At 56.4% G+C, this 24,035-nt stretch carries 15 protein-coding genes, 4 tRNA genes and 4 pseudogenes; 7 read left to right on the forward strand and 16 right to left on the reverse strand.

Annotation, left to right across the window (positions count from 1 at the left end; all coding sequences use genetic code 11):
• Positions 1-32: 32 nt before the first annotated feature.
• From rpoC to AC0L7U_RS03985, 12 genes and pseudogenes are all read right to left on the reverse strand, one after another.
• A pseudogene (rpoC, locus tag AC0L7U_RS03930) lies at positions 33-4,237 on the reverse strand (DNA-directed RNA polymerase subunit beta').
• 101 nt (positions 4,238-4,338) lie between these two features.
• Positions 4,339-8,480: pseudogene (rpoB, locus tag AC0L7U_RS03935) on the reverse strand (DNA-directed RNA polymerase subunit beta).
• 190 nt (positions 8,481-8,670) lie between these two features.
• Entirely contained in the window at positions 8,671-9,045 is a 375-nt protein-coding gene (gene rplL, locus AC0L7U_RS03940; RefSeq protein ID WP_473693976.1) for a 50S ribosomal protein L7/L12, read from the reverse strand.
• A 62-nt stretch (positions 9,046-9,107) separates the two neighbouring features.
• The gene (gene rplJ / locus AC0L7U_RS03945; protein ID WP_473693978.1) at positions 9,108-9,626 is read right to left on the reverse strand and encodes a 50S ribosomal protein L10; all 519 of its coding nucleotides are present in this window, start codon (positions 9,624-9,626) and stop codon (positions 9,108-9,110) included.
• A gap of 342 nt (positions 9,627-9,968) precedes the next feature.
• Positions 9,969-10,665, reverse strand: a pseudogene (gene rplA / locus AC0L7U_RS03950) (50S ribosomal protein L1).
• 4 nt (positions 10,666-10,669) lie between these two features.
• Positions 10,670-11,099 (reverse strand): annotated as a pseudogene (gene rplK, locus AC0L7U_RS03955) (50S ribosomal protein L11).
• Between the two features lie 169 nt (positions 11,100-11,268).
• Positions 11,269-11,799: a transcription termination/antitermination protein NusG gene (gene nusG / locus AC0L7U_RS03960; protein WP_473693980.1), complete on the reverse strand. Its 531-nt coding sequence runs from the start codon at positions 11,797-11,799 to the stop codon at positions 11,269-11,271.
• Between the two features lie 58 nt (positions 11,800-11,857).
• Positions 11,858-12,067, reverse strand: a complete 210-nt coding sequence (gene secE, locus AC0L7U_RS03965) for a preprotein translocase subunit SecE (protein WP_473693982.1) — start codon at positions 12,065-12,067, stop codon at positions 11,858-11,860.
• A gap of 105 nt (positions 12,068-12,172) precedes the next feature.
• Positions 12,173-12,248, reverse strand: a tRNA-Trp gene (locus tag AC0L7U_RS03970).
• 103 nt (positions 12,249-12,351) lie between these two features.
• Entirely contained in the window at positions 12,352-13,542 is a 1,191-nt protein-coding gene (gene tuf, locus AC0L7U_RS03975; protein ID WP_473693984.1) for an elongation factor Tu, read from the reverse strand.
• A 174-nt stretch (positions 13,543-13,716) separates the two neighbouring features.
• Positions 13,717-13,790, reverse strand: a tRNA-Gly gene (locus AC0L7U_RS03980).
• 25 nt (positions 13,791-13,815) lie between these two features.
• Positions 13,816-13,900 (reverse strand) — tRNA-Tyr (locus tag AC0L7U_RS03985).
• Between the two features lie 550 nt (positions 13,901-14,450).
• Here AC0L7U_RS03985 and AC0L7U_RS03990 point away from each other — a divergent pair.
• The 6 genes from AC0L7U_RS03990 (at position 14,451) to AC0L7U_RS04015 (ending at position 18,981) form a co-directional block, all read left to right on the forward strand.
• Complete coding sequence (locus AC0L7U_RS03990; RefSeq protein ID WP_473693986.1) at positions 14,451-15,266, forward strand: TrmH family RNA methyltransferase; 816 nt, start codon at positions 14,451-14,453, stop codon at positions 15,264-15,266.
• A gap of 223 nt (positions 15,267-15,489) precedes the next feature.
• Positions 15,490-15,565: transfer RNA gene (locus AC0L7U_RS03995), tRNA-Thr, on the forward strand.
• Positions 15,566-15,716: 151 nt separating this feature from the next.
• Entirely contained in the window at positions 15,717-16,316 is a 600-nt protein-coding gene (locus AC0L7U_RS04000) for an invasion associated locus B family protein (RefSeq protein WP_473693988.1), read from the forward strand.
• Positions 16,317-16,537: 221 nt separating this feature from the next.
• A complete protein-coding gene (locus AC0L7U_RS04005) occupies positions 16,538-17,311 on the forward strand; it encodes a trypsin-like serine peptidase (RefSeq protein WP_473693990.1) in 774 nt (257 codons plus the stop codon).
• A 207-nt stretch (positions 17,312-17,518) separates the two neighbouring features.
• The gene (locus AC0L7U_RS04010) at positions 17,519-18,319 is read left to right on the forward strand and encodes an NAD kinase (protein WP_473693991.1); all 801 of its coding nucleotides are present in this window, start codon (positions 17,519-17,521) and stop codon (positions 18,317-18,319) included.
• Positions 18,320-18,450: 131 nt separating this feature from the next.
• A complete protein-coding gene (locus AC0L7U_RS04015) occupies positions 18,451-18,981 on the forward strand; it encodes an Hpt domain-containing protein (RefSeq protein ID WP_473693993.1) in 531 nt (176 codons plus the stop codon).
• A gap of 57 nt (positions 18,982-19,038) precedes the next feature.
• Here AC0L7U_RS04015 and AC0L7U_RS04020 read toward each other — a convergent pair whose 3' ends face one another.
• The 4 genes from AC0L7U_RS04020 to AC0L7U_RS04035 form a co-directional block, all read right to left on the reverse strand.
• On the reverse strand, positions 19,039-20,232 hold the full coding sequence (locus tag AC0L7U_RS04020; RefSeq protein ID WP_473693995.1) for a DUF2336 domain-containing protein: 1,194 nt from the start codon (positions 20,230-20,232) through the stop codon (positions 19,039-19,041).
• Between the two features lie 126 nt (positions 20,233-20,358).
• Positions 20,359-21,396, reverse strand: coding sequence for a lytic transglycosylase domain-containing protein (locus AC0L7U_RS04025; protein ID WP_473693997.1), 1,038 nt, complete (start codon positions 21,394-21,396; stop codon positions 20,359-20,361).
• Between the two features lie 153 nt (positions 21,397-21,549).
• Entirely contained in the window at positions 21,550-22,152 is a 603-nt protein-coding gene (locus AC0L7U_RS04030; protein WP_473693999.1) for a flavin reductase family protein, read from the reverse strand.
• A 9-nt stretch (positions 22,153-22,161) separates the two neighbouring features.
• Entirely contained in the window at positions 22,162-22,755 is a 594-nt protein-coding gene (locus AC0L7U_RS04035) for a nitroreductase family protein (protein ID WP_473694001.1), read from the reverse strand.
• A gap of 382 nt (positions 22,756-23,137) precedes the next feature.
• Here AC0L7U_RS04035 and AC0L7U_RS04040 point away from each other — a divergent pair, with 382 nt between their 5' ends.
• Positions 23,138-24,028 carry a hypothetical protein gene (locus tag AC0L7U_RS04040; RefSeq protein ID WP_473694003.1) on the forward strand — a complete coding sequence of 297 codons (891 nt, stop codon included), beginning with the start codon at positions 23,138-23,140 and terminating at the stop codon, positions 24,026-24,028.
• Positions 24,029-24,035: the final 7 nt, after the last annotated feature.

A 24,035-nucleotide genomic window follows, 5' to 3' on the forward strand; every position in this document is an offset into this window, starting at 1 on the left:
GGGCGGCCTTTCCAATTTCATTTCGTCGCAGATTACTCTGCAGCGCCCGAGAGATCTTCAAGAAGACCATCGGTTGCAGCGCTGTCGTTTGAGTACTGACGCTGCGCTTCCTGAATCAACTCGTCGCGGTGAGCGGCGATATGACGGATGCGCTTCATCACCCCACCCGTACCAGCCGGGATCAAGCGACCAACGATCACGTTCTCCTTCAGACCAACCAGCGGGTCGACCTTACCGTTGACAGCGGCATCGGTCAGGATACGCGTGGTTTCCTGGAACGAGGCAGCGGAGAAGAACGAACGCGTCTGCAGGCTTGCCTTGGTGATCCCCAGCAGAACCGGGTTTGCCTTGGCAGGTGTTTTCGCATCGTTGATGGCCTTTTCATTGGCCAACTCAAAGTCGATCCGGTCGATCTGCTCGCCCGGGAAGAACTCGGTTTCACCCGCGTCCGTGACTTCCACCTTCTGCAACATCTGACGAACAATCACCTCGATGTGCTTGTCGTTGATCGTCACACCCTGCAGTCGATAGACTTCCTGGATTTCATTGACGAGATAGGCAGCGAGTGCCTCCACGCCCTTGACGGCCAGAATGTCATGCGGTGCCGGATTACCATCGAGAACATACTCACCCTTTTCAATGGCATCGCCTTCCTGAAGGTGGAAGTGCTTGCCCTTGGGGATGAGGTATTCGACGGGTTCCAGACCCTCTTCCGCAGGTTCGATAATGATGCGGCGCTTGTTCTTGTAGTCGCGACCGAAACGGATCGTCCCCGAAAGTTCGGCGATGATCGCATGGTCCTTCGGACGACGTGCTTCGAACAATTCCGCAACACGTGGCAGACCACCGGTGATGTCCTTGGTCTTGGCACTTTCCAGAGGAATACGCGCCAGAACGTCACCAGCCTTGACCGAAGCGCCGTGCTGAACCGAGAGGATCGCATCAACCGACAGCATGATGCGAGCATCATTGCCACGAGCCGACTTTGCAATCGCGCCGCTTTCGTCTTTCACGACGATTGCAGGCTTCAGGTCCTGACTGCGCTGGTTGGAACGCCAGTCAATGACAACACGCTTGGTGATCCCGGTCGCCTCATCGGCGGTTTCCTGAACAGACTGGCCATCGACCAGATCTTCAAAGTCAACCACACCATCGACTTCCGCAAGGAACGGACGGGTGTACGGATCCCACTCGGCGATACGCTGACCGCGTTTCACCTTGTCGCCTTCGTCCACGAACAGCTTGGAGCCATAAGCGACGCGGTGAACCGCACGCTCATTGCCATCGCTGTCGAGCACGACGATCGACATGTTACGCACCGACGCCAGAAGATTGCCTTCGCTGTCGCGAGCAACAGAGCGATTGCGCATCTTGACGGTACCGTCAACGCTGGACTCCAGGAACGAGCTGTCCACCACCTGTGCCGTACCACCAATGTGGAACGTACGCATGGTGAGCTGTGTACCCGGTTCACCGATCGACTGAGCCGCAATGACACCAACCGCTTCGCCCATGTTCACAGGCGTGCCGCGTGCAAGGTCACGGCCATAACAGGTCGCGCAAACGCCCGTTTCGGTTTCACACGTCAGTACCGAGCGGATCTTGATCTGCTGGACCTTGGCGGCCTCAATCTGATCAACATCCTTCTCGTCGATGAGTGTCCCCTTCGGCACGATCACTTCACCGGTCTGGTTGTTGTAAACGTCTTCTGCGACCGTACGGCCAAGAACACGCATACCCAGAGTGGCGATGACATTACCCGAATCGACAATCGGCGAAACGGTGATACCGCGAACGGACCCGCAATCGGGCTCAAGAATGATCGAGTCCTGGGCAACGTCCACGAGACGACGTGTCAGGTAACCGGAGTTCGCCGTCTTCAAGGCTGTATCAGCCAGACCCTTACGGGCACCGTGGGTCGAGTTGAAGTACTCGAGCACGGACAGGCCTTCCTTAAAGTTCGAGATGATCGGGTTTTCGATGATTTCGCCCGAAGGCTTTGCCATCAAACCGCGCATCCCGGCCAGCTGCTTCATCTGCTGAGGCGACCCACGAGCACCGGAGTGCGACATCATGTAAACCGCATTCATCGGCTTCTGACGTCCGGTCTCTTCATCGATCTGGACCGACTTAATGCGGGCCATCATCTCATCGGCGACCTTGTCCGTGCACTTGGCCCAGGCATCAACGACCTTGTTGTACTTCTCACCCTGGGTGATCAGACCGTCGTTGTACTGCTGCTCGTATTCCGTCGCCAAGGCAGACGTATCAGCGACCAGCTTGGCCTTGCTATCCGGAATCTGCATATCGTCCATACCGAACGAAATACCGGCGCGGCACGCGTTGGTGAAGCCCAACTCCATGATCCGGTCACAGAACATGACCGTTTCTTTCTGACCGCAGGCCCGGTAGACCGTGTCGATCATCTTGGAGATGTCCTTCTTCGTCATCAGCTTGTTGCAGACTTCGAAGGGAACTTCATGGTGCTTCGGCAGCAGACGGGAGATCATCATACGGTACAGGCGTCGTTTCGAAGATTTCCGAAACGTGATTGCCATTCTCGTCGATGTTGTCGTAGCGACCGCGCACCTTGGTGTGCATGGTGATGACCTTGTTGGCCAGCGCATGCTCGATTTCACCAATGCTCGCGAAGACCATTCCTTCACCCGGCTCATTGTCCGTCATGATCGACAGATAATAGAGCCCCAGAACGATATCCTGCGACGGCACGATGATCGGGCCACCGTTTGCCGGGTGCAGAATGTTGTTCGTCGACATCATCAGCGTACGTGCTTCAAGCTGGGCTTCCAGCGAGAGCGGTACGTGAACAGCCATCTGGTCACCATCGAAGTCGGCGTTGAAGGCCGAGCAGACGAGCGGGTGCAGCTGAAGAGCCTTGCCTTCAATCAGGGTCGGTTCGAAAGCCTGAATGCCAAGACGGTGCAGGGTCGGCGCACGGTTGAGCAGGATCGGATGCTCTCGGATAACCTCTTCGAGGATATCCCAAACTTCCGGACGTTCCTTTTCAACCAGCTTCTTCGCCTGCTTCACCGTGGACGAATAGCCCTTGGCGTCGAGGCGCGAATAGATGAACGGCTTGAACAGCTCAAGCGCCATCTTCTTCGGCAGACCACACTGGTGCAGCTTCAGGCTCGGACCAACGGTAATCACCGAACGACCGGAATAATCAACGCGCTTGCCGAGAAGGTTCTGACGGAAGCGGCCCTGCTTGCCCTTGAGCATGTCGGACAGCGACTTCAGCGGACGACGGTTGGCACCAGTAATGACACGACCACGGCGACCATTGTCGAACAACGCATCAACAGATTCCTGCAACATGCGCTTTTCGTTACGGATAATGATATCCGGCGCACGCAGCTCGATCAGACGCTTCAGGCGGTTGTTACGGTTGATCACGCGGCGATACAGATCGTTCAGATCCGACGTCGCGAAACGACCACCATCCAGCGGCACCAACGGACGCAGGTCCGGCGGAATGACCGGAATGACCGTCATGATCATCCACTCGGGGCGGTTGCCCGATTCCATGAAGGCTTCGATGACCTTCAGGCGCTTGGCAAGCTTCTTCGGCTTGAGTTCAGTCGTCGCTTCCGCGATTTCCTGACGCAGCTTCTCGCTCTCACGCTCAAGATCGAGGCTCATCAGAACATCACGGATGGCTTCCGCACCGATCATCGCGGTGAAGGCATCTTCACCGTACTCATCCTGTGCAGCCACATAGTCTTCTTCCGACAGCAGCTGATGCTGCTTGAGCGGTGTCAGACCAGTGCTCAAGAACCAGATAGTTCTCGAAATACAGAACGCGCTCCAGATCCTTCAGCGTCATGTCGAGCAGCAAACCAATGCGGCTCGGCAAAGACTTCAGGAACCAGATATGCGCAACCGGCGCAGCAAGTTCAATGTGTCCCATGCGCTCGCGACGAACGCGGCTCAGGGTCACTTCAACGCCACACTTTTCACAGATGACGCCCTTGTACTTCATGCGCTTGTACTTGCCGCAAAGACATTCGTAGTCCTTGATCGGCCCAAAAATACGTGCGCAGAAGAGACCATCGCGTTCCGGCTTGAACGTACGATAGTTGATCGTTTCCGGCTTTTTGATTTCGCCAAACGACCAGGACATGATTTTTTCCGGGCTCGCAAGGGAGATCCGGATATTGTCAAAGGTCTGGGTGGTGCCCTGTTGATTAAACAGGTTCATGACCTCATGATTCATGGACAATCTCCTTAGATGCACGGCCGGGGAGAGCGTGGGTCAACGCCACTCCCCCAACCGGCACTTCAAGTCCAACTTCGGTCTGGTTGAAGGTCGCGGGCTTATTCAGCTGCATCCGCGGCCGGCTCTTCCTCGATCAGATTTTCGTCTGTGCGCTGAAGCTCAACGTTCAGACCAAGCGAGCGCATTTCCTTCACAAGAACGTTGAAGCTCTCTGGAATGCCAGCCTCGAAGGTGTCGTCCCCGCGCACAATGGCCTCATAGACCTTTGTACGGCCGGCAACGTCATCCGACTTGACCGTGAGCATTTCCTGAAGGGTATAGGCGGCACCATATGCCTCCAGAGCCCAGACCTCCATCTCGCCGAAGCGCTGTCCGCCGAACTGTGCCTTACCACCAAGTGGCTGCTGGGTAACCAGCGAGTAAGGCCCGATCGAACGAGCATGGATCTTTTCATCCACCAGATGGTGCAGCTTAAGCATATAAATGTAGCCCACCGTCACCTGACGGTCAAAGGCTTCACCTGTACGCCCATCAAACAGCTGCGACTGACCACTTGGGTTATAGTCGGCCATTTTCAGTGCTGCGGCCACATCATCACCATGCGCGCCATCAAAGACCGGCGTTGCAATCGGCACGCCCTTCTTCAACTGACCTGCAAGGCGAACAATGCTGTCGTCATCGAAATCCTTGACGTTATCGCCCTTGGCGTTGTCGCCGTAGATCTCGAAGACCTTGCCCTTCAGTGCGTCCAGTTCACCCGTCTTGCGGTACTGGTCGTACAGTTCGCCGATCTTCTTGCCCATGCCGGCACAAGCCCAGCCCAGGTGTGTTTCAAGAATCTGACCGACGTTCATGCGCGACGGCACACCAAGCGGGTTGAGGCAGATGTCAACATGCGTGCCATCTTCCAGGAATGGCATGTCTTCACAAGGGTTGATCTTCGACACAACACCCTTGTTGCCGTGACGGCCGGCCATCTTGTCGCCCGGCTGAAGCTTGCGCTTCACGGCAACAAAGACCTTGACCATCTTCATGACGCCCGGGGGCAGCTCGTCGCCACGCTGCAATTTCTCGACCTTGTCGATGAAACGCTGCTCAAGACGCTTGCGGCTCTCGTCGTACTGGGCCCGAAGAGCTTCGATTTCACTCATCAGCTTTTCGTCACCAACGGCAAACTGCCACCACTGAGAGCGCGGGTATTCATTCAGAACGTCACCGGAAAGTTCGGTGTCATTCTTGAAGCCCTTCGGTCCACCAATGGCGACCATGCCCATCAGAAGCTCGGCAAGACGACCATAGACGTTGCGGTCCAGAATGGCCTGCTCATCGTCGCGGTCCTTGGCAAGACGCTCGATCTCTTCACGCTCGATCGCCATCGCACGTTCGTCTTTTTCAACGCCATGACGATTGAAAACGCGAACTTCGACAACGGTTCCCGAAACACCCGGCGGCAGACGCAGGGAGGTGTCGCGAACGTCAGATGCCTTTTCACCGAAGATGGCGCGCAGAAGCTTTTCTTCCGGCGTCATTGGGCTTTCGCCCTTCGGCGTGATCTTGCCGACGAGAATATCGCCCGGGTTGATCTCGGCACCGATATAGACAATCCCGGCTTCGTCGAGATTCTTCAGAGCCTCTTCGGAAACATTAGGAATATCGCGCGTGATTTCTTCCGGTCCAAGCTTCGTATCGCGTGCCATCACCTCAAATTCTTCAAGGTGGATCGACGTGAACACGTCGTCGGACACAATACGTTCGGACAGAAGGATCGAATCTTCGAAGTTGTAGCCATTCCAAGGCATGAACGCGACGAGCACGTTGCGGCCAAGAGCCAGATCACCAACTTCCGTAGACGGACCATCCGCAATGATTTCGCCCTTGCGAACCACATCACCAACATTGACCAGCGGACGCTGGTTGATGCAGGTGTTCTGGTTGGAACGCTGGAACTTCATCAAACGGTAGATGTCCACGCCGGACTTGCCGCCGTCGAGCTCTTCCGTCGCACGCACAACGATACGTGTTGCATCGACCTGGTCGACCACACCACCACGACGGGCGGAGATAGCAGCACCGGAATCGCGCGCAACAATCGCTTCCATGCCGGTTCCGACGAACGGAGCCTCGGAGCGAACCAACGGAACAGCCTGACGCTGCATGTTCGAGCCCATCAGAGCGCGGTTGGCGTCATCGTTTTCCAGGAACGGAATAAGCGCTGCGGCCACCGACACGATCTGCTGCGGAGACACGTCCATCAGATCAACACGATCAGACGGCACCATCTCGTTTTCACCAGCGTGACGACAGGTGATCAGCTCTTCAACAAAGCGACCCTCATCATCATACTTGGCGTTGGACTGAGCCACATAGTGCTTGGCTTCTTCCATGGCCGACAGATAGACGACGTCTTCCGTCACCACACCGTCCTTGACCTTGCGATACGGGCTTTCGATGAAGCCGTACTTGTTCACACGGGCAAAAGTGGCAAGTGAGTTGATCAGACCGATGTTCGGGCCTTCCGGCGTTTCAATCGGGCAGATACGGCCGTAGTGGGTCGGATGCACGTCGCGCACTTCAAAGCCGGCACGTTCACGCGTCAGACCACCTGTGCCCAAGAGCCGAAAGACGACGCTTGTGGGTGACTTCCGACAGCGGGTTGTTCTGATCCATGAACTGCGACAACTGCGAAGAGCCGAAGAATTCACGAACAGCAGCAGCAGCCGGCTTGGCGTTGATCAGATCCTGCGGCATGACCGTGTCGATTTCCACAGAGCTCATACGCTCGCGGATTGCACGTTCCATACGCAGCAGGCCGACGCGATACTGGTTTTCCATCAATTCGCCAACAGAGCGAACACGACGGTTTCCAAGGTTATCAATGTCATCGATCTCGCCCTTGCCGTCGCGCAGCTTGACGAGGATCTTCACCACTTCAAGGATGTCTTCCTTGCGCAGAACGCGAACCGTATCCGGACATTCCAGATCAAGGCGCATGTTCATCTTCACGCGGCCAACAGCCGAAAGATCGTAGCGCTCTTCGTCGAAGAACAACGACTGGAACATAGCTTCGGCGGTGTCGATGGTGGGCGGCTCGCCCGGACGCATGACACGATAAATATCGAACAGCGCTTCTTCGCGCGTTTCGTTCTTGTCCGCAGCCAGCGTGTTGCGGATGTAAGCACCGGTATTAATGTGATCGATATCGAGGATCGGCAGTTCGTGCTCACCCCGTTCGATCAGATCTTCCAGAAGCTTGCCGCTGATTTCGTCGCCGGCTTCGGCGAAGACTTCACCGCTTGTGCCATCGACAATATCTTCGGCCAGATACTGCGTGTGCAGCTCTTCTTCACCCACCTTGAGCGCCGAAACACCCTTTTCGGTCAACTGACGAATGGTGCGGGCGGTGATCTTCTTGCCGCCCTCAACAACAACTTCACCACTATCAGCATCAACCAGATCATACGGTGCCTTGGTGCCTTTCAGGCGAGCGCCGTCAAACGGAACGCGCCATGGAGCCATCGGCGTCACGCTTGTAATCAATACGGTTGTAGAAGGTATTGAGAATTTCTTCCTTGTCGAGGCCGAGTGCCATCAGCAGCGATGTTGCCGGGATCTTGCGGCGACGGTCGATACGGGCAAAAACGATGTCCTTGGCGTCGAACTCGATGTCCAGCCAGGAGCCACGATACGGAATCACACGCGCAGCAAACAGCAGCTTGCCGGACGAATGGGTCTTGCCTTTGTCGTGATCGAAGAACACACCAGGCGAACGGTGCATCTGCGAGACGATCACGCGCTCGGTGCCATTGACGACGAAGGTACCATTTTCCGTCATGAAGGGCATGTCGCCCATATAGACGTCTTGTTCCTTGATGTCCTTGACCGACTTGGCGCCCGTATCTTCATCGACATCAAACACGATCAGACGCAGGGTGACCTTCAGCGGCGCGGCGAAGGTGATGTCGCGCTGACGGCACTCCTCGACATCGTACTTCGGCTGTTCGAATTCGTAAGACACGAATTCGAGCATGGACGTACCGGCGAAATCGGAAATCGGAAAAACGGACTGGAACACGGCCTCAAGGCCATCGTTCCGACGACCTCCGCCCGGCATCTCGTCGACCTGCAGAAACTGGTCATAGGAGGCTTTCTGCACTTCGATAAGGTTGGGCATGGCCGCGACATCGCGAATAGATCCGTAAACCTTACGGACCTTTTTGCGACCGTTGAACGTTTGGGTCATTGTCGCTCCTCGTTGCGGTCGGGTAACGGCTGGCCGAAACGCCCCTTTTCCAATCGGGTCACTGACCCGGGCGCTTCGGAAAACCGTCCCCCCAGTGGGACTTAAACCCCGGAAACGGGAAAACCCGCCGGGGCCAAATGCGACCCCGGACGTATCCGGGATCGCGCAGGGTTCAAAAAACCCAGTATACTTACTTCAGCTCGACCGAAGCACCAGCTTCTTCGAGCTTCTTCTTCAGCTCTTCTGCTTCGTCCTTGGAAACGCCGTCCTTGACGGTCTTCGGTGCGCCTTCGACGAGTTCCTTGGCTTCCTTCAGACCCAGGCCAGTGATGGCGCGGACTTCCTTGATGACGTTGATCTTCTTGTCGCCAGCGGCGGTCAGAACAACATCAAACTCGGTCTTTTCTTCAGCAGCAGCACCTGCATCGCCACCAGCAGCAGCAGCAACTGCAACAGGAGCAGCAGCAGAAACGCCCCACTTTTCTTCCAGAAGCTTGGACAGTTCAGCAGCTTCCATGACGGTCAGTGCCGACAGGTCTTCAACGAGCTTTTCGAGATCAGCCATTTCTATAGTACCTTAAGTTCGAACCAATATTGGTTTTGAGACAGTGTATGTATGTGGGCGCCTTATGCGGCCTCGTCCTTCTTGGCGTATGCGCCGAACACACGGGCAAGCTGCCCGGCCGGTGCATTGACGACCCGAACGACCTTGGTGGCCGGTGCCTGTACAAGGCCAACCAGCTTGCCACGCAGCTCGTCCAAAGACGGCATTGTTGCAAGAGATTTGACCCCATCAGGGTTCAGGTTCGTCGAGCCGAGAGCACCACCGAGGATAACGAGCTTCTCGTTAGCCTTGGCAAAGTCTGCAACCGCTTTCGGTGCCGCAACCGGATCAGCCGAATAGGCGATCAGGGTCGGACCGGTAAACAGGTCGGAGATGTGTTCCAGCTCAGTGCCTTGAAGGGCAAGTTTCACAAGACGGTTCTTCGCCACCTTGACAGTTCCACCAGCGTCACCGACCGACGAACGAAGCGCCGTCATCTGTGCAACCGAGAGACCTGCATAGTGCGCAACCACGACGACGCCGGTCTGTGCCAGTTCGTCGTTGAGAGTGGTCACGAACTCGTGCTTTTCCGCTCTTTCCACTTGCCTTCTCCATTTGGTGGCGTTGCCGCCACCGGTTTGCCTTTGCCGCTCGCGCTCAGGTTCCCGAACCCGGGAACGTGCGAACGACGCTCAGGGGTCCTGTCCCCTTACTCGCGCTCAGTCGCGCGGCAAGGCATGGTTCGAACCTTTTCTCACCTTGCCGAAGCAAGGGAAATCCAGCTCTCACCCATCTATGCGGGCCCGCAAAACGCACCATCGAAATGGCACAGGTCCTGCGACTTAAACCGGTTACCCGGCACCTGCAGTCTCGGACAGGGTGATCCGGCAGCGAACCGCCGGATCGAAACCGATCAAAAGATGATCGGAAACAGAATCGCTTTATTATTCTGCAATTGTCGCCAGGTCAACCTTCACGCCAGTGCCCCATCGTAGATGAAACAGCGATACGACGAAGGTAAGACCCCTTTGCACCAGTCGGACGAGCCTTCTGGATGGCGTCAATCAAAGCCTTGATGTTCTGAACGATGGCATCTCCCGTAAAGGAAACCTTGCCAACGCCCGCATGAACGATACCGGCCTTTTCAACGCGGAACTGGACAGCGCCGCCTTTGGCGTCGTTCACAGCAGACTTGACATCCGGCGTCACCGTACCAACCTTCGGGTTCGGCATCAGGCCGCGCGGGCCAAGCACCTTACCAAGGCGACCGACGAGCGGCATCATGTCCGGCGTTGCAATACAACGGTCAAAGTCGATCGTGCCGTTCTGAACCTGTTCGACCAGATCTTCAGCACCAACGATGTCCGCACCAGCAGCCTTGGCTTCTTCAGCCTTGTCACCACGTGCAAAAACAGCAACCTTGACGTTTTTGCCCGTACCGTTCGGCAACACGCAAACACCGCGAACCATCTGGTCGGCATGACGCGGATCAACACCCAAGTTGATCGCCAGTTCAACGGTCTCGTCAAACTTGGCCGTGCCGCGAGACTTGATCATCTCGATGGCTTCGCTGAGTGCATAAAGCTTGTTGCTGTCGATGCCCTCACGGGCGGCGCGTGTGCGCTTTCCTACTTTGGACATGCCCTTACTCCGTAACCTCGAGGCCCATCGAACGGGCGGAACCTTCAACCATCAGCATTGCTGCGTCGATATCGTTGGCGTTCAGATCCTTCATCTTGGCTTCGGCGATTTCACGCACCTGAGCCTTGCTGACGGATGCGACAATGCCACGACCTGTGGGTCTTGGAACCGCTCTTGATGTTCGCAGCCTTCTTGAGGAAGAACGAAACAGGAGCAGTCTTCACTTCGAACGTGAAAGACTTGTCAGAGAAGTAAGTAATGATGGTCGGGCACGGAGCGCCCTTCTCAACATCCTGAGTCTGGGCGTTGAACGCCTTACAGAATTCCATGATGTTCAGACCGCGCTGACCAAGAGCCGGACCAATCGGGGGCGACGGGGTTGCCGACGCGGCCGGTACCTGCAACTTCAGGTAACCTGCAATCTTTTTCGCCATTGTTCTCTCCAATTTGAACACCCCCGAACCGCAGTTCGAGGAACGAGAGTTGGTGGTCCGCAGTTGCTACCGGCGATGGCATCAACCTGCTCCCACCCTCTGTCACCCTTCCCTGAAAAAGGCAGGGCAGTCTTTCATCTCCCGGTCAAAGACCAGACGATGATCCCACTCAGATCTTGTCGACCTGAGCGTATTCCAGTTCGACGGGCGTTGCGCGCCCGAAGATCGAAACTGCAACCTTGAGACGGGCGCGTTCGTGATCGACTTCTTCGACAAGGCCGGAGAAGGATGCGAACGGTCCGTCGGAAACACGAACCTGCTCACCAACTTCGAAGCTGACGGACGGCTTGGGCCGATCCACGCCTTCTTCAACCTGATGAAGGATTTGCATGGCTTCCCGCTCAGGGATCGGCATCGGCTTTTGATCCTGACCGAGGAAGCCTGTCACGCGCGGCGTATCCTTGATGAGGTGGAATGCCTCGTTGGTCATGTCCATCTTGACCAGAACATAGCCGGGGAAGAACTTGCGCTCTGCTTCAACCTTGCGGCCGCGTCGCACTTCCACAACCTTTTCCATCGGCACCAGGATTTCCTCGAAAAGATCTCCCAAGCCTTTCTGGTCCGCCTTTTCCCGGATGGACTCAGCCACCTTTTTTTCAAAGTTCGAGTAGGCGTGTACGATATACCAGCGCTTGGCCATAATCCTCTGATCCGCTTCTATTTTCTTGGGTCAATATCAACGCAGCGATGCAGGCTGTTCAGCCGCCGAGCGTAAGAAGATAACCGATACCCCAGCCCATCAACTGGTCAGCGACCATGAAGAAAATCGAGGCAATCAGAACCATCAGAAAGACCATAGCGGTCGTAATGGCGGTTTCGCGACGTGTCGGCCAGACGACTTTTGAGACTTCTGAGCGCACTTGCTGCAAGAAAATAAAGGGATTCGTCTTCGTTTTGGTCTTCGCCATTCCGTTTCCGGTCTCTTTACATACGAGAGGGCGCGCGGAAAATCCACGCGCCTCGCCCGAGATGGACTATTTAAGCTCTCGGCAGCCGAGAATCAAGAGCAAAAGTGGCAGGGGCAGCAGGGTTCGAACCCGCGACCTACGGTTTTGGAGACCGTCGCTCTACCAACTGAGCTATACCCCTTCAAAAATCAGGTCACCGACCTTAGCTCCTGAAACAACCGATATTATCGGCTGATTGAGACTGCCGAACGGGCATACCGTCCGGCAGTCTCGAAATCAAGTGCTTACGCGATGATGGAAGCCACGACGCCCGCGCCGACGGTACGACCACCTTCGCGGATAGCGAAGCGGAGGCCTTCTTCCATGGCGATCGGAACGATGAGTTCCACTTCAACCGATACGTTATCGCCCGGCATCACCATTTCCGTGCCTTCCGGCAAGGACACAACACCCGTCACATCCGTTGTCCGGAAGTAGAACTGCGGGCGGTAGTTGGTGAAGAACGGCGTATGACGGCCACCTTCTTCCTTGGTGAGGATGTAAGCCTCAGCCTTGAACTTCGTATGCGGGGTAACTGAACCCGGCTTACAAAGGATCTGGCCACGCTCAACAGCTTCACGCGCAACACCACGGATCAGAGCACCGATGTTGTCACCAGCCTTGCCGCTGTCCAGCAGCTTGCGGAACATTTCAACGCCCGTGACAGTCGTCTTCGTCGTGTCCTTGATGCCCACGATTTCGACTTCTTCACCGACCTTGACGATCCCACGCTCAACACGACCCGTCACAACCGTACCACGGCCGGAGATCGAGAAGACGTCTTCGATCGGCATCAGGAACGGCTGATCAACCGGACGCTCTGGCGTCGGGATGTAGTCGTCAACGGCTGCCATCAGTTCGCGGATCGCGTCACGGCCAATTGCCGCATCACGGTTCTCAACTGCTGCCAGTGCCGAACCCTTGACGATCGGAATGTCGTCGCCCGGGAATTCGTAGGAAGACAGAAGCTCACGGATTTCCATTTCGACGAGCTCGAGAAGCTCTTCGTCGTCGACCTGGTCAACCTTGTTCATGAATACCACGAGGGCCGGTACGCCAACCTGACGAGCGAGCAGGATGTGCTCACGGGTCTGCGGCATGGGGCCATCAGCGGACGACACAACAAGAATGCCACCATCCATCTGAGCAGCACCCGTGATCATGTTCTTCACATAATCGGCATGGCCCGGGCAATCAACGTGAGCGTAGTGACGGTTTTCCGTCTCATACTCAACGTGTGCCGTGGAGATCGTGATCCCACGAGCGCGCTCTTCAGGCGCACCGTCGATGTCTGCATAGGCCTTAGCCGTTGCACCGCCGGTTTCAGCCAATGTCATGGTGATTGCAGCAGTCAGAGTCGTCTTGCCGTGGTCAACATGGCCAATCGTGCCAATGTTGACGTGGGGCTTCGTACGCTCAAATTTTTCCTTCGCCATCGCGTCGCTCTCTATCCAATACGCGGTTCAGTCGATAAAGGCTCGAGACAGGACGCTCTCCGGCGCCGTGGTCAACCCGCAGCCGACGAATTGCTTCCCGTATTATAATATTCGCAGGATTTATTCCGGGTGGAAGTCGCCTTCTTCGCCGGTCACTCCGATCAACGTCCAAACTGGAGCGGGTGAAGGGAATCGAACCCTCGTCATCAGCTTGGAAGGCTGTTGCTCTACCATTGAGCTACACCCGCGCTACAAAAACCAAGTCGGCAAGAATGGTGGAGGAGGTTGGATTCGAACCAACGTAGGCATAGCCAGCGGATTTACAGTCCGCCCCCTTTAGCCACTCGGGCACTCCTCCATCTCTTGTCCAGCTTCGCAATGAAGCAGCCTGGATGGCCGACCGAAGAGCCCGTCCGAAAGGGACGAGCAACCCCGTTGCGGCGTGTTATGCAGATCCGGCTGCTCAGTGTCAACGCCGTTTTGGAAACGACTATCAAAAAACTTGGGAAACGTCGCAAACCACATGCCGAAAGCGCCTTTTTTCAAAAATTTCGGCCACTTAGAGCGTCATGCAGAACCGTTGAAAACGTTGGAATTCTGCCGAAAACTGCCCAGATGCAACGGTTTTCAACAAGCTGACGCGATCCAGATACAGCCCAGAGCATCATTTTCCACATGAGCAATAGCGAAGTCAGATTGAAACCCAAGTGCCTGCCCACGCATCTCTGATGCAATGCTCTATCCGTCCAACCGCCCCCCCCCCCATATATGCGACAGCCCATGGTATTCGGTAGACTGCCACCCTGCACGGATGATTGACGGCACGTCTCCAGACGCCGCACCAACCGTCCGACATCCTGCAAGAGTTTCCGATTGCGCGGATCTTGTACAGATATTATGGAAGCGCCATGCCAGATACATCAGACACCAAGGGCCGCCCGCGCCCGTACCGCGGGAACAAGAAGCCGCCTTTCGGCAAGCCCGGCCCCAAACGTCCTGGATTGCCGCCGGAAGGGCCGGTCCTGCTTTACGGCCTGCACACTGTGGAAGCAGCCTTCAACAATCCTGACCGCAAGCGCCTGAAGCTTTATGCGACAGAGAACGCGCAAAACCGGCTTGTCGAGCGCGGTGTCACCATTGATGTGCCTGTTGAACGTGTCATGCCGCGCAATCTCGACCATATGGTGGGCCGGGACGCAGTGCACCAGGGCATGATCCTTGAAGCAGACCCCCTGCCCGCTTACGGAGTTGAACACCTGAGCGGTGCGCGTCTGGTTCTGGCGCTGGATCAGGTCACCGACCCGCATAACGTCGGTGCAATCTTGCGCTCTGCCGTCGCGCTTGCGGCTGATGCTGTCGTCACCACCGAAAGACATGCGCCGGAAGAAGGCTCCGTTTTGGCGAAATCAGCGTCTGGCGCGCTCGACATGATCAAACATGTACGGGTGAAGAACATGGCGCGCTTCGTGGCCGAAATGGTCGAGGAAGGCTTTCAGGGCTTCGCTCTCGACAGCGACGGTGAAGCCTCGCTCGAAGAAATGCCCTTTGCCGACAAGACGCTGCTGGTTCTTGGAAGTGAAGGCAAAGGTGTGCGGCAGGGTGTACGCCAGGCCTGCAACCATCAGGCACGCCTCGACATGCCGGGAGAGATCCGCTCACTCAACGTATCCAATGCAGCGGTGCTGTCCCTTTATATCGCCCGCAGCAAGATGACGTGGGACTGAATTCGGGTCCACTCAAACCAGTTTCCTGCGAACGCCGGGCAGCCACCTGTCCGGCGTTCGTGTATTCCCTATACACTCCTTCAGATTGGACCTTATCCACACCTGAAATTGTACTATTTTCCGCAGATAAACGTCAGTTTTTCCAGTCCCCCCAAGTTTTTCGCTTCTTCCCGACAAATGCGCATGCAATTCCAGATCAGGTCTGCTAGAAGGCCATCGTGTTGCCGGTATAGCTCAGCTGGTAGAGCACCTGATTTGTAATCAGGGGGTCGCGGGTTCGAATCCTGCTGCCGGCACCACCAAATCCTCCACTCATTTGTGAACCCCTGCCCACCCTGCACCGAACGAGGATGCGGGCCAAGAACTCGTGTCTTTTACCAGACAGGTCTTGCATCTGGCAGGCGGGGCCGACATGGTTCTGCGCAAAGATGGTTCTTGACGGAGTTTTGAATGTTCAACTCACTTTCTTCACCAAAGCAGGTTCTGGCCAGCCTTGGCCTTGCAGGCGGTCTCGCCCTTGCGGCTGTTCCTGCCGCGCAGGCCGCGTCTCCGTCTGGCCCTGGCACAGATCAACCTGCTGAAACGACTGCCACCTATGGCAATTGGGTTCTGCGTTGCGTCAACCTTGTTCGCAAAACCAGCGATGGCAAGAACGGGGACCGCGTCAAGAGCTGCGAAATCGTCGAAACCATCCAGATCAAGGGGCAACCCTCGCCGATCGCTCGTCTTGCCATCGGCCATCTGCCGAAGGACCGAACTCTGCGCCTGACCGCTGTTCTGCCGACCAACATTACCATCCCCGGCAAGGTTCATCTCAGCGGCAACGGAAAAACCGATAAGGATGAAGCCGGCGGGCTGGATCTGCAATGGAGCCGATGCATTGGCGGGGGCTGCTTTGCCGAAGGCGTGCTGACAAACGGCACCCTGAAAGTCATGCGGCGCGAGAAAAAAGGTGCGATCCTGTTCGTGAATGCACGTGGACAGATGGTCAACATTCCCATTTCCTGGACTGGCGTGAATGACGCCCTTCAGGCGCTGGCCAAGCAGTAAACGGCCGCGCAAGCAGCCAAGTCTGAACGACGAGCCATCGGCACATTCATTGCCGGTGGCTTTTTTATGGCCTTGCGAACATGGAAGCGCCGCTACACACGAACGTGATGCGCGTATGGACCCAACACAAGAAAACAACAACCCCACAGACTTATCCTCCTGCGTCATAGCCCGCTCTGCCGAGCATTCTGACGTCCTGTGCCATGGAGAAGCCTGTTCCAATGTCATTCTTCTTTCGCCATGTTGCACGTGCCAGTCACACTGGGCGCACAGCCCTCTTCGCTGGAGCGGGCATTCTGTTTGTTGCCTGCACCGCACAAACCAACGCCGCACAGTCAGTCCGAACCATCGCCGTGCAATCGCCGCTTCAGGTGATCGACAGCGACGCCGCTCCCTGGCCCTCCATCGGCCGTGTGAATGTTGCAGGCTACCGCACCACCTCGATGTGCACCGGTTCCCTGATTGCGCCGCGCCTTGTGCTCACGGCCGCCCACTGCCTTTTCAACAAGACCACCGGACGGGCTTTTCAGGCTGACGAACTGGTCTTTCTGGCTGGCGTAAGACGAGGTCAGTATGCCGAACGTCACACGGTGAGCTGCACCCATATTGCCTCCGGGTACATCCACCGCAACACGCCCAAGCTTGCCGACCTGCAACATGATGTTGCCCTCGTCGTTCTGGCCGAACGCAGCAACTTACCCGAGGTCCCTCTCATCCCGTCGGCGCTTGAACTTGCAGATATTTACAAGGCCCGCCTTATGGCCGCCGGGTATCATCAGAACCGCAAGTTCCTGCCAACCCTGGACGCCGATTGTCAGTTACTGAAGCCCTTGCAGGGTCTGTGGTACACCTCCTGCCGCACCAAGCCCGGAGCCTCGGGGGGACCCATATTCATCAAACGCAACAACGAATTGCAAATTGCCGGGGTCATGTCTGCCCTGGTGCGCAAGGGGGCTCCATCGTGGTTGGGCACCATCAGTGGGAAGACCTGCTGAACAACCCGGCCTGCCCGGAAGACAAATAGCCAACAGCCCATAAGCTTGTCGTCTTTGCAAAAGAGGAATGCAGTTACGAACTCTGCATCGCAGCATTTTTTACGATCCCGAGGCGAAAAGAAATTTGGCTCACCGCGTTGGACTGCTATGTATGTGTCCGGTTGCCGCCAGGCAGTCAACCACATGCAAGATCCTGGAAGATCCCGAATGTCCGACATCATGGCTGACCCGGTGGCTCAGGCCGCCATCAGCAAGCTCTCCTTTATCGCCAGCGACACCCCTGCCGCGAGCGACGCAAAAAAGCGGCTGAGTGAGCGCTACGGCTCGGTTCACCCCGAAGAGGCCGACGCCATTGTTGCCCTGGGCGGTGATGGCCTGATGCTTCAGGCACTGCATCGCCATATGGACACGGGTATCCCGATCTATGGCATGAATCGCGGTTCTGTCGGCTTTCTGATGAACGAATATCAGGAGGAAGATCTGCTGCACCGGGTGCGAAGTGCCGACTGCACGCCCATTCATCCACTCGGCATGGAAGTGACCGATCGGGACGGCGAGCGCTATCAGGCGCAAGCCATCAACGAAGTGTCCTTGTTGCGTCAAACCTCGCAAGCCGCAAGCCTGCGCATTTCCATTGATGGGCGTGTCCGGCTGGAAGAACTGATTTGCGATGGATGTCTTGTGGCGACCCCAGCTGGCAGCACCGCCTACAATCTGTCGGCACACGGTCCTATTCTGCCAATTTATGCGCCGCTTCTGGCTTTGACCCCCATCAGCGCCTTCCGGCCACGCAACTGGCGCGGAGCACTTCTGCCCAACCGCTCCAAGGTCGAGATCGAAGTGCTCAATCCCAACAAGCGCCCAGTCAGCGCCTCCGCTGACCACCGCGAATTTCGCCATATCGCCAAGGTCAGCATTCAGGAACAGGCCAATGTTCAGGGTTGCATCATGTTCGATGCGGACCACGGCTGGGACGAACGCATCCTCAGCGAAATGTTCCGTTACTGATTGATTTTCCGGGGACGTGATGCCCTTGGCAGAGGTCTGCATCCTTTTCAGGTGCCCAGCCATAGCCCTATGCTATCCTTAACAAGGTGTTGACACGAATCATCGTTCCGTCGACCAGCAAGGGATCACGCATGGCCTCTGAAAATCGTGCCGAGCCAACATATGAAATCCTCAAGCCACCAACGACCCTGCGCGACAAGGTGCGGGTGCTGGAGGGACGTGAAGCGGCAAAGTTCGATCCCGTGGCGAATGCCGAACGCGCTCTGCAACGCCTCTCCCAGAATTTCTCCAACTGGATGCAAGAAGAAACGAACGAGCTGCTGCACATCTGGGGGCAGATTGAACGCGACGGTTTATCAGGAGACCGCATCGACGAGCTTTACCGGATCGCTCACGATATAAAGGGCACGGCGGAAACGCTGGATCATCCGTTGGTGGGCGCAGTTGCAGCAGAATTCTGCCGTTTACTCGTCTGTGTGCCAGAGGTTCACGACCTTCCCCGCTCTTTATTGCGGCAATATGTCGAGGCCATCCGAGCCATGGTACGCGAGAAGGCCCGTGACGAACGCAATCGCATCGGTTCCGAACTGCAAAAGCGATTGAGTGAAGTCACGGATGCCTATCTGACCCGCTTCGAGACGGACACCACCACGCAGAACTGACGCCCGTGCATCGGGATTGAATGCCGTTTTAAAGAAGAGCCGATCAAATCGTCTGTCTCAGGCGGCGACGGCTACCAGAAGATCCGGGCTTGAGCGCATCATTGAGCGATCAAACGAGGCGCGTGCCTCCATCCGGGCAACCTCAACGGTAAAGCGCCGGATCAGCGCCGAGAGATCACCAAGCTCCAGATCGTCAACACCTTCCAGCCGCGTCAGCATATGCTCGGAAAGATCCAAAGCCTGTCGCGCCGTCAGATCTCCCTGCAACGACCAATCCTGCTCGCGGATATAGGCCACGGCCCAGACGAAAACCTGATGTGTGCGGGTCGGCAAATGGGCGCGTCGCAGATAGGCATTGAGCGCCGTAACCCGCTTTTCCAAAAGCAGACGTTGTAATTTATCGGTGGGCACCTCACCCAACAAAGCCATTGCGGTTAGAAAGAAACGCCAGTAGCCACAACAAACAGCACGCAACAACAAGCGTGTCGTCAGCAACGCTTGAGCGCGCAAATGCTCGACAAGTTCAATCAGTTCAACGTCGTCATGCGCAACACGTTTGGCCAGATACAGTGCCAGATTGTCCGACAACTCATTCACATCGCTCTGGCCAGCCGGGGCAAGCTCTTGTCCGATGGTGCTGATTTGCGTTTGAGGCGTCGAGGCACCCAACATGGCTGTATGACACAGCAAAACCTTGTGCCGCGTCGCAATCGAGAGTTCTTCACGCGCCAACAATGCAGTCCGGATGGTCTCTTCGGCAATAAACCGATCTGCAATGCGTGACAGCGTACTGGCCAGAAGATCAGCCGAGGAATTTTCAAGCAGTGTCAGACAAACCCGTGCTGAACAGACTTCCGCGATTGCTGCCGCCACACCAACTGAAATCTCGTCGCGCACAGCAACAGCAACGCCAACGTCTTCGCTGTCATGGGCCAGACACTCCAACAATTCGTCATCGCGCAGCCGAGGGCTATGTTCTGCCACTTCATGTGCAATCGACGCATCATCAGACAAAAGGGCGCGCAAAATATGCAAGGGAGCATGCTCGCTGGGCGCGATCGCTTGCGCCAGAGCCAAGCGAACATCACGCAGACTGTCATCAAGCACCAGGGTCAGGGCGCTCTCGATCTCCTGCTTTTCCATGGAGGAAACCGGTGATGCGTCCCAAACACGGACCAGAGCTCCCACAGCTTCAACCCGCGCCTCATCGGGCGCCGTCTGAAACCACTTGAGAAAATCGCTTACAATCATGATGCCACACACTTACTTTGACTGAACAAAGCATAAAGCCAAAGGCTTAACGCATCGTTCACCATAAACGGCAAGCGGTCAGCAGACTTATAACCATGTCAAAAAGAAGAGGACGCGCGCGGAAAATCAGGCCGACGAACGGCTGTTACGCGACGTGTTTGCACCAATTTCATAGGACAGGAATTTGGTCAGATCCAGCGGCCCATCAGAGGAGCGACTAGACGTCGACGACCCGATCTGCTGGGCAGCGACCTGCGACCCGACACTGGTGAGCGACGCAAACAATGTTTCGTGCCGGGAGTCACTTTGAGCCGAAAAAGCCCCCTTGTAAGCTCCAAGCCCCGTATCCGCCGAAGAAGCCGTCAACGTGGACGCCGAGCGGAAAAGGTTGTCAAACGGGTTGGAGCTGTCCGCCGCGGTGAAGGCGGTCAACACGCGCTTCGTTGCCGTATCCAGATGCTCAGGCGCACGACTTGAAGACGCCTGTTGGCTGACACTGGGTATCGCCGTGACCGGAGCAGCAGAGGCAACCTGCACCTGACTGCTCGTGTCATCCTGTCGGTTCAGAACCGCATAGACCTCAGAGGTCGAACGAGCGGATCCATCCTTATTGTAAAAGATATTCTTGTTGGCTTTGGCTTGCGCCGGGAACATGGCATCCGCCGACGCATCGCCGTGTGTTTCGGCAGCCGTGATCAAACGGCTTGCACCGGTGGCGCCCAGAAAATGCGCCATGTAAAGTTCACCGTCCGTCGGTTGGCGCCCGAGGCGACCAGCCAGTACATCGGCATTTTTCTGCGTGAAGGCCCCAGCCATAACAGCGGAAACTTCAGGATCTTCGCGCAACGCCAGAATTGCCTTGCGAGCCTGCGGATCGGCGACCGTATAAGAGCCATCGTTGTTGCGCTGGATCTGATCGGCGTATTTCTGGAGACCGTAAGATGGCCCGGCTTCCTTGACCGTCTCAAGCCATGTGCCCTTGACGAACTGGAACAGACCCTTGGCGCTGGACGTTGGGGCCTGCGCCGTCGTGTTCATGGAGGATTCCCGCGTCGCGGTCTTGACCAGATAATCAAAGGATGTGCCGGTCGAATTGCTGGCCGTGTTGAACGCCTGTTCAATCCGCGATGCAATCGAAGCTGAAGCTGTCTCAGCAACCTGCATATGCCCATCCCCCGAATTGGTGCCTCATCATTACCCTTTGGTAAACAGAAAAGGTTAATGAAGTCTTAATATTCGCGTTCTGCAATGCCCGTCAACAGCTTAGGGCATTTTACCATGGGCAGGATTCAGGGGTTTCAAGCAATGCGCTCCGGATCAACCACCCGGCCGTTCAAGTTCGAAAATACTCTCGATTGCGGCATAGTCCTTGTAGCCCAATCGCGCCACTGTCTGCGCGCGCGTAATATCGAAGCGCCCGTCCACCAGACAGCTTTCATCGATATGAACCCCGACGACCTGACCAAAAACGACCCACTGCGGCACCGGCGTGCCCTCGAGATCCCGCATCTGCAATGTTTGCAGATGTCGACATTCAAGTGCTGCAAGTGCAGCGGCGACTCGTGGTGGAGCAACAAGTTCTGATGCGGCGGTTTCAATACCCGCCTGCTCGAACTCGGACACACCATGATCAAGCGGAGCCGAACTGGCGTTCATCACGTCCAGCACATTGCGACCGACGAGATTGCAAACGAACTCGCCCGTCTCCTCAATGTTGGACACGCTGTCCTTGTAGCCAGACGATGAAAACATCACCATCGGGGGCGTATCGCCAACGGCGTTGAAAAAGCTGTAAGGAGCCAGATTGCTGCGCCCTTCGCCGTCCAGCGACGAGATCCAGCCAATCGGTCGTGGCGCAACAATCGCCTTGAACGGATTATGGGGCAGACCGTGATCGTTCTTGTCCGTCGTGTAAAACATGCGCGAAACTCATCCTTCCCAAGTGGAGACGACTGTATCAAGATCAGGCCGCGCCCGCTCAAAGGGCGCTTGCGTCGCAGTGCCCATGTGAATGAACCCTGCAAATCGCTCGCTCTCCTGACACCCCAGATATGCGGATGCCTCCTTGTCGAAGCAATACCACTCGCTGATCCATTGTGCTGCATAGCCGGAGGCGGTGGCCGCACTCAACATGGTCATACAGGCTGCTCCGGCAGAGAGTTCCTGCTCCCACACGGGGATCTTGGGATGAACCGCAGCCGTGCTGACAACACCGACAACGAGAGGGGCACGGGTAAAGCGCTGCAATTCCTGATCACGGCGCACGTCACTCAGCGGTGCGTCTTCGTTTCGCGCAGCAAGGGCTGCAAGAGTTTCGCCGATACGCTCACGGCCCTCGCCCTGATAGAGAATGAAGCGCCACGGCGCCAACTTGCCATGATCCGGCACTCTGGCCGCAGCCTGGAGAATATCCTGCAACTCTGCGTCGCTCGGCCCCGGCTCGCTCATGGTGACGCAGGGGTGAGATCGCCGTGTCTTCAGAAATTCGAGGACTTCGGGAAAGCGACTTACAAAATCAGACATGAGAAGAAGAGTGCCTTAGACAGTAGAATTTCAGCGGATTTTGGGTAATCTATACGAATGCGCTGCCGACTTCGATGCGAAACCCCGTGTATCGCCATCTTTCTGAGCGCACGAAAAGTCTTGTAATAATCCGTTACAGTGAGTTATTCGATATATCGCGCTTCGCCGCCGAGTGCTATATGGCGAGTTTGAAGCAGCGTCCAGAAATTCAGGGGTAGGAAGCGTGCGATCGAAGCAGGCGACAGTGAAACGCTTATTTGCGTCTGTTTGTATCTTGACAGGATGCTTGTCTGCCGCAGCAGCCCAGACAACGGCTCCCCCAGTCCCTGCGCAAAAGCCCAGTATTTCCAAACTCCAGAATCAAAAGACCACCCTTGGTGAGATGCTTGAGAAATCGACCAAGGAAGAGAGCCTGTTCTCGGACACGCTTCTGCCTTACGCCCCCTCGGCTCACGCCAGGGATGGTGGCAAGGTCAACACCAAGCAAGGTGTTCTCTATCTCATTGCCAAGCTGACGAAAAAATCTCCCGCTCTGAGCAAAGGCGTCATCTGGCGGATTTTCAGCGAAACAATGAACGAAAAAGGTCAGCTTGAGCTGATCGCCAAGGCCGATGGCGGCAATCATGAATTTCGCCTTGATCCGGGCAATTACCTGATCAACACCGCCTATGGCTATGCCACAGCCACCAACCGCATCGTGATCGGACGCCACGCGCAGGCCAAGACCGTGGTGCTGAATGCTGGTGGTATAAAGCTGGATGCAGCTCTTGAAAATGACGTCAAGATCAAGGATACGGGCGGCCTTCGGTTTGACATCTACGGTCAGGACTTCACCAGTAAGGGCGAGCGGGTCGCCGTTGCCAAGAACATCAAGCCCGGACAGATCATTGGCTTGCCCTCCAGCACCTATCAGATCGTCAGTCGCTATGGCACCGTGAACTCCATTGTGCGGGCCGACATCAAGGTCGTTGCCGGAAAGCTTACTGAAGCCCGTTTATACCACAAGGCCGCCGACATCACGCTGAAGCTGGTCAACGCACCGGGTGGCGAGGCCTTGGCCAACACCTCGTGGTCAGTGCTCAATCCGGGGGGCGACGTTGTTGTTGAAGCCAAGGGCGCTTTTCCTGATTTTGTTCTCGCCGCGGGCAAATATGAAGCCATCGCACGCAACAATGGCACGACGTTTCAACGTGAGTTCGACGTGGCCTCCGGCAAAAACCGCGAAGTCGAGGTCGTGACCACCACAGACAGCGCCAGTGACCTGACAGACTAACCACCAT

It is taken from the genome of Roseibium sp. 10G30-5, from assembly GCF_055809635.1.

Coding starts and splice junctions, on each gene's coding strand:
- AC0L7U_RS04000 (WP_473693988.1), top strand. CDS start 15,717: ATGTTCAACTCACTTTCTTCACCAAAGCAGGTTCTGGCCAGCCTTGGC.
- AC0L7U_RS04005 (WP_473693990.1), top strand. CDS start 16,538: ATGTCATTCTTCTTTCGCCATGTTGCACGTGCCAGTCACACTGGGCGC.
- nusG (WP_473693980.1), bottom strand. CDS start 11,799: ATGGCCAAGCGCTGGTATATCGTACACGCCTACTCGAACTTTGAAAAA.
- secE (WP_473693982.1), bottom strand. CDS start 12,067: ATGGCGAAGACCAAAACGAAGACGAATCCCTTTATTTTCTTGCAGCAA.
- AC0L7U_RS04020 (WP_473693995.1), bottom strand. CDS start 20,232: ATGATTGTAAGCGATTTTCTCAAGTGGTTTCAGACGGCGCCCGATGAG.
- AC0L7U_RS04035 (WP_473694001.1), bottom strand. CDS start 22,755: ATGTCTGATTTTGTAAGTCGCTTTCCCGAAGTCCTCGAATTTCTGAAG.
- rplL (WP_473693976.1), bottom strand. CDS start 9,045: ATGGCTGATCTCGAAAAGCTCGTTGAAGACCTGTCGGCACTGACCGTC.
- tuf (WP_473693984.1), bottom strand. CDS start 13,542: ATGGCGAAGGAAAAATTTGAGCGTACGAAGCCCCACGTCAACATTGGC.
- AC0L7U_RS04010 (WP_473693991.1), top strand. CDS start 17,519: ATGTCCGACATCATGGCTGACCCGGTGGCTCAGGCCGCCATCAGCAAG.
- AC0L7U_RS04025 (WP_473693997.1), bottom strand. CDS start 21,396: ATGCAGGTTGCTGAGACAGCTTCAGCTTCGATTGCATCGCGGATTGAA.
- AC0L7U_RS03990 (WP_473693986.1), top strand. CDS start 14,451: ATGCCAGATACATCAGACACCAAGGGCCGCCCGCGCCCGTACCGCGGG.
- AC0L7U_RS04015 (WP_473693993.1), top strand. CDS start 18,451: ATGGCCTCTGAAAATCGTGCCGAGCCAACATATGAAATCCTCAAGCCA.
- AC0L7U_RS04030 (WP_473693999.1), bottom strand. CDS start 22,152: ATGTTTTACACGACGGACAAGAACGATCACGGTCTGCCCCATAATCCG.
- AC0L7U_RS04040 (WP_473694003.1), top strand. CDS start 23,138: ATGCTTGAGAAATCGACCAAGGAAGAGAGCCTGTTCTCGGACACGCTT.